Here is an 887-nt window from a genome sequence, read left to right as displayed (position 1 = left end):
AAGGGCGGGCTGAAGGAATTTGCCAAGAACAAGCAGAAGACCATCCGTAAGCAGAACGGCCTGGGGATCTTCGCCACGCAGAGCCCGGAAGATGCGCTGGCCAGCGACATTGCCGCAGCGCTGATCGAGCAGACCGCCACGATGGTGTTGCTGCCCAACCCCAATGCCAGCCGCGACGACTACATCGACGGGCTCAAGCTGACCGATGCCGAGTACCAGGTGGTGGTGTCGCTGGACGAGCGCTCGCGCTGCTTCCTGGTCAAGCAAGGCCACGCCTCGGCGGTGTGCCAGCTCAACCTGCGCGGCATGGACGATGCGTTGGCGGTGATCTCCTCCTCGACCGACAACATCGAGATCCTGCACCAGGTGCTGGCGGGCAAGGCGAGCAAGCTGGGCGTGAGCATGGACCAACTGACGCCGGAGCAGTGGCTGGCCGAGTTCTATGCCAACCGCAAGGGCTCGGGCAAGCGCAGCTCGGTCAAGGACAAGGAGGTGGAGGATGCGTAGTTCATCGAGGCCATCAACACCATCCACACCATCGCAGCTGATGCATGTGGCACCACATTCGATTATGTCGCAGGAGGCAAAGAACATCATGACAACCAACTTCAGGCAGGTTTCCCGGCTCTTGATGGGACTGGCGCTGCTGTGCATGGCGGGCACGGCCAGCGCGCAGTGGGAGGTGGTGGACAAGGAGCTCAACAAGACAGCCGACCAGATGCTGGATAACCAGAAGGTCGGCAAGGGCGATGGCGAGGAGTCCAGCGGCAAGGAAGTGGAAAAGCCCAAGGAGGAGTTGAAGAAGGTGCCCGACGACTTCGGGGTGAGCGGGTGCGCCTCCTCCACCTCGGGCACGCCGGTGTCTGGCGTGCAGAAGCAGGTGTGCG

Annotated in this window: 2 pseudogenes; both read left to right on the top strand. The window is 62.3% G+C overall.

Going from position 1 to position 887, the window contains the following annotated elements:
• Window positions 1-507: pseudogene (locus XcuCFBP2542_RS18960) on the top strand (VirB4 family type IV secretion/conjugal transfer ATPase); the annotation flags it as partial.
• 64 nt (window positions 508-571) lie between these two features.
• Window positions 572-887, top strand: a pseudogene (locus tag XcuCFBP2542_RS18955) (hypothetical protein); the annotation flags it as partial.

This window comes from Xanthomonas cucurbitae (assembly GCF_002939885.1).
Taxonomy (GTDB): Bacteria; Pseudomonadota; Gammaproteobacteria; order Xanthomonadales; family Xanthomonadaceae; genus Xanthomonas; species Xanthomonas cucurbitae.
The sequence above is the reverse complement of the archived record's forward strand: the minus strand, read 5'-3'. Positions and strand labels throughout refer to the sequence as shown.